General features: G+C 71.4%; 3 protein-coding genes and 1 pseudogene. All 4 read right to left on the bottom strand.

Annotated features, from left to right (window positions below):
• Positions 1–50: 50 nt before the first annotated feature.
• Positions 51–692 carry a DUF742 domain-containing protein gene (locus tag ACZ6EM_RS40035; RefSeq protein ID WP_380554286.1) on the bottom strand — a complete coding sequence of 214 codons (642 nt, stop codon included), beginning with the start codon at positions 690–692 and terminating at the stop codon, positions 51–53.
• Between the two features lie 161 nt (positions 693–853).
• Positions 854–1,267 carry a roadblock/LC7 domain-containing protein gene (locus tag ACZ6EM_RS40040; protein ID WP_030248297.1) on the bottom strand — a complete coding sequence of 138 codons (414 nt, stop codon included), beginning with the start codon at positions 1,265–1,267 and terminating at the stop codon, positions 854–856.
• A 10-nt stretch (positions 1,268–1,277) separates the two neighbouring features.
• Positions 1,278–4,625 carry a sensor histidine kinase gene (locus tag ACZ6EM_RS40045; RefSeq protein ID WP_465774636.1) on the bottom strand — a complete coding sequence of 1,116 codons (3,348 nt, stop codon included), beginning with the start codon at positions 4,623–4,625 and terminating at the stop codon, positions 1,278–1,280.
• A 406-nt stretch (positions 4,626–5,031) separates the two neighbouring features.
• A pseudogene (locus ACZ6EM_RS40050) lies at positions 5,032–5,136 on the bottom strand (ATP-binding protein); the annotation flags it as partial.

Below are 5,136 nucleotides of genomic sequence, written 5' to 3' on the forward strand. Positions count from 1 at the left end.
CCGCGACGACGATCTTCGCGGAGGTGGTGGCGCGGGTGGGGGCGGCCGCGTTAGAGCTTGCGAAGTCCACTGAGGACCCTTTCGAGCAGCGTGACGTCGGGCTGGTTTCCGGTTTCGCCGCCGGAAGCGGGCTGGTGGATGGCGACCAGGCCGGCCTCGGCCAGGTCGGCCACGAGGATGCGGGCCACTCCCAGGGGAAGCGAGAGCAGCGCCGACACCTCGGCGACGGATTTGACCTCCGTGCACAGCGTGCAGATCCGCTGGTGCTCGGGGAGCAGGGTGGCCAGGCGCTGCGGGTCGACATCGGCGGAGACCAGGGCCTCCAGCGCGAGTTCGTAGCGCGGGCGGGTCCGGCCGCCGGTCATCGCGAACGGGCGGATCAGCGGGCCGGAGTCGGGTTCGTCCTCGAACTCCTCGAAGTGGCCGGGCTCCTGGGCGGGCCGGTAGCCGGGCGCCGGCTCGGGCGCCGGGGCCGGGTAGCCGGGTGCCGGGGCGCCGTACGAGGGCTGCCGGGCGTACTGGTCGTACTGGCCGTACTGCTCTTCGGGGCGGGGGTACGGCTGCTGGGGCTGTCCGTACTGGTGCCGGCCGTACTGCTGACCGTGGCCGACGCCGGGTGCTCCGAAGGCGTCATGGCCTGTGCCAGGGTACGGAACGCCGTACTGGCCGCTGCGGTCGTCGGGCGGTGTCACGGTTCCTCTCCTCACAAGGTGCGGCGGTGCGGTGCGAGCTTCGGCGCAGGTCCGGAGCCGGTGGTGCGAAGGCCGTACAACGTCCGAACCCGAGCCCGCCGAAGCGGGCCCGGGAAGGACGCGGAGGTGCTTCGAATACCTGGACGGTATCCGACGAACCGTCAGTGCAGGAGACTGCCCTGGAGTTCAGCGCGAAGAGCGGGGGTGAGGACGGCGCCGGCGCGGTCGACGAGCAGGGCCATCTCGTAGCCGACGAGGCCGATGTCGGAGTCCGGGGCGGCCAGGACGGCCAGCGCGGAACCGTCGCTGACGGCCATCAGGAACAGGAAGCCCCGCTCCATCTCGACCACGGTCTGGTTGACCTCGCCGCCCTCGAAGATCCGGCTGGCGCCGGAGGTGAGGGAGGTGAGGCCGGAGGCGACGGCGGCGAGCTGGTCGGCACGGTCGCGCGGGAAGCCCTCGGACATGCACAGCAGGAGGCCGTCCGCGGAGACCACCACGGTGTGGGACACCCCGGGGGTGTTGTCCACGAAATTGGTGATCAGCCAGTTCAGGTTCTGTGCGGCCTGGCTCATCTGAGTCAACTCAACGCTCCTGGTGGTTCGAGCCGCCGAAGAGATCGGTGCTCCGGTTCTGTCCGTTGCCGGACTGGTCTACCTGATCGGGGTCGATCCGGAAGCTTCCGGTGTTACCGGCGCTGCGGCCCTGCTCCACACCGCGGCGCAGGTTGGTGAGGCGGCCACGGACCTCCTCCGGGCTGCGGGAGACCTGCGGCCCGTCCTGCGGGGTGGGCTTGGCGTTGCCGGGCACCAGGTTCTGCTTGGGCACGCGCCGCGGCAGACCGGCACCGGTGGTGCCGCTGGAGCTGGGCTCGCGCAGCTGCTCGGCCCGCTGCCAGTCGCCGTCGTTCGGCGACTGCCAGGCGGTGCTGGCGGTCGGGCCGGTCGGGCCGTATCCGCCGAGCGAGGACACGTCGTGGCCGCGCTGGGTCGGGGACGCCGAGGTGTCCTTGGCGCCGGCGAACCAGTTCGGGGCGTCGCCGGACGCGCCGGCGCCGGACGGGGCGGCGGCGGGGCCACCGCTCGCCAACTGCTCGCCGGGGCGGCGCTGCGGCAGCCCGGACGGCAGGGTGGTGTGCGCCTCGGCGGCGGGCAGCGCGGGCGGCTCCGGGGCGTACGGGTGACCGGCCGGGGACTCCTCGGCCTGCCGGCCGTACTGGTCGGCGTACCCGTCCTGCTGGTAGCCGCCCTGGTCGTAGCCGTACCGGTCGTCGGCGTAGCCCTGCTGCTCGTAGCCCTGGGGGGCGTACTGGTCGTAGCCGTCCTGGGCGTACTCGTCGTGCTGGTACTCGTCCTGCTGGTAGCCGCCCTGGTCGTAGCCGTACCGGTCGTCGACCTGGGGCTGCTGCTCGTATCCCTGCGGGGCGTACTGGTCGTAGCCCTGCTGGTAGTCCTCCTCGACCTCGGCGTCCACCACCGGCGCCTGCGGGCCGCCCTCCAGGGCCGCGCGGCGGACCTGGTCGAGGCGCTGCGAGCGCTGGACGGACTCCAGGGCCGGGCTGAACCCGCTGGAGCCGGCGCTGCCGATGCCGGTGAGGTGGTCGTCGAAGCCGAGCTCGGCGGCGCTGCGGGCCGTGGCGTCCGGCGCCCACTGGGCGGTCGGCTCCTGCTCGGCGAAGATCCGCGAGACGGTGAACTGCTCGTCCGGCTCCGGCGCCGCACCCGACTGGGTGACGAACGGCGGGAGCATGACCAGCGAGGTGGTGCCGGCGGACTCGCCGGACGGGCGGAGCTGGACGCGGATGTCGTGCCGCTGGGAGAGCCGGCCGACCACGAACAGGCCCATGCGGCGGGAGATGGTGGCGTCCACCGTGGGCGGCTCGGCCAGCTTCTCGTTGATCTCCGCGAAGTCCTCGGCGGTGAGGCCGATGCCCTTGTCGTGGATCTCGACCAGCACCCGGCCGTCCGGCAGGCGGGTCGCGTTGACCAGGACCCGGGTCTGCGGGCTGGAGAACGAGGTGGCGTTCTCCAGCAGCTCGGCGAGCAGGTGGACGAGGTCGGTCACGGCGGCGCCGACGACGTCGACCTCCGGGATGCCGGAGAGCTCGACGCGCTCGTACTGCTCCACCTCGGAGGCGGCGGCGCGGAGCACGTCGACCAGCGGGACCGGGGTGTTCCAGCGGCGGCCGGCCTCCTCGCCCGCGAGGACGAGGAGGTTCTCACCGTTGCGGCGCATACGGGTCGCGAGGTGGTCCAGCTTGAAGAGGTTCTCCAGCTGGTCCGGGTCGGCCTCGTTGTTCTCCAGGTCGGTGATCAGCGCCAGCTGGCGCTGGATCAGGCTCTGGCTGCGGCGCGACAGGTTGGTGAAGATCGCGTTGACGTTCCCTCGCAGCATGGCCTGCTCGGCGGCGAGCGCCACCGCCTGCTGGTGAACCTGGTCGAACGCCCGGGCGACCTCGCCGATCTCGTCCTTGCCGTGCAGCGGGATCGGGGTCACCGAGGTGTCGACCCGCTCGGGGTCGGTCTTGGAGAGCTTCTCGACCAGGTCCGGCAGACGGTGGTCGGCGATCTCCAGGGCGGCGCTGCGCAGGGTGCGCATGCCGAGGATCATCGAGCGGGCCACGTAGCCGGTGAGCAGACCGGCCAGGATGAGCGCCGCGACGACGATGATCGTGTTGAGGATGGCGTCGTAGAGCGCGTTGTCCTTCAGGGCGCGGGACTCGGCGAGGACGTCGTCCAGCAGCGCGATCTCGGTGTTCCGCAGGGCCTGGATGTGAGTGTTGGCGGCCTGGTTCCAGTTGTCCGGGGTCAGGCCGGCGTTCCTCGCCTCGGCGTACGCGGCGTCGGCGGCGGCCTTGCCCTTCAGCTGGCCCTCCGCGGCGGCCTGGCTGTAGGCGGCGCCGAGCTGGAGCAGACCCTGCATGGTGGGCGCCGCGCCGTTGGGCATCTTGTACGCCGAACGTTCCTGGGCGGTGGCCACGGCGACCTGGGCGGCCGCGTACTTCCGGGCGTCCTCGGGGGCGCTGCCGGTGTTGAACTCGTTGAGGGAGACCTGCTCCAGCTTCTCCGAGACCAGGATCTGCTGGATCACGTCCTGGTTCTCGTACCGCGTGGTGGCGTTCTGCGAGATGCCGACCAGCAGGTTGAGCATCAGCGCGCGCTGGGTCGAGGCGGAGGCCTTGGCCAGCGACATCGCGTAGATCGCGCGGCCCTTGCTGGTGGCGTTGGCGGAGCCGATGCCGACCGAGTTGTCGTAGGCCAGCAGCGGGGCGAGCATCACCGAGTAGGCGCTCGCGGTGGCGCTGGCGAACAGCTCGGGGCTGTACGCGTTGGCCCGCAGGTGCGCCAGGTCGAGGATCAGGGCCTGGAAGGCCTCGTGGCGGCGGGGGAGCTCACCGGACTTGTCCGAGGCGGCGTAGGCGGCGTTGTAGGCCTTCAGCGCGGCGTCGGTGTCGTTGCGGCGCTTGGTGACCTCGTTGTTCGGGTCCTGCTTGGTGAGCAGGGGTATGAGCGTCTTGTCGCGCTCGTTCTCCAGCGCCTCGGCGAGTTCGGTCGCCGTCTTGGCCAGCTCCGCGGTCTTCTCGGCGCGGGAGGCCTTGATGTAGCCGTCGACCGAGGTGTTCACGCGCAGACCGCCGAAGACGAGACTGATGATCACGGGGATCAGCAGGATCGCGATCAGACGGGTCGGCACGCGCCAGTTGCGCGGGCGGAGGAAGTCGTACCGGCTGGAGCCGCCGCCGTCGCCCGACGAACCGCCGCTGCGGGGCGCCGTGGGCGCGGCCTGGGGCTCGGGGGTCGGGGCGGGGCCCTGGGCGCGTTCCTCGGTGGGAGTGAACGCGGAGAATCCGGCCGGATCCCCCTGGGTACCGTTCGGCTCGCTCTGGCGGGGCTCGGAGCGCCGCTGCGGGGCGGGTTGCTGCTTACGCCTCACTCGACAACTACCTCTCGGCCGACTGCCGGCCATGGATCAATCCAGCGCTACCCCGGTGCCCTGACCTTCCGCCGGACGGGCCGGAGCAGGAGACATCCAGGGGTAGCTGGAATTTCAGCACGTGCGGGGATGGGGGACAAACAGCCGCAGTCCGACGCCCACGCCGGAACAATCCGGACATTCACCGACATGGCGGAGCAAATCCGTGGTCACCTGGCGCTGAGTGGCGCGGATTCGCCACACTGAGTCATTGTTGATCACAAAATGCCTACCGAACTGTTATCCGCTGCTTATACACGGGTCTTGCGCGGGGCCCCCGGAGGACACCGGCCGGTAAGCGTCGCGGCCCCGACGGCCCGTGGCAGGGGACGGACCGTCGGGGCCGGGCGGTTCCCCCCCCCCCCGCTCAGCGGAGCCGGGCCAGCAGGGCGTGTTCGACGAGGGTGATGAGGGCGCTCTTGGCGCTGTCGCGGCGGCGGGCGTCGAGGGTGATGACGGGGGTGTCGGCGCC

The organism is Kitasatospora sp. NPDC041917, assembly GCF_055589745.1.

Coding starts and splice junctions, on each gene's coding strand:
- ACZ6EM_RS40040 (WP_030248297.1), bottom strand. CDS start 1,267: ATGAGCCAGGCCGCACAGAACCTGAACTGGCTGATCACCAATTTCGTG.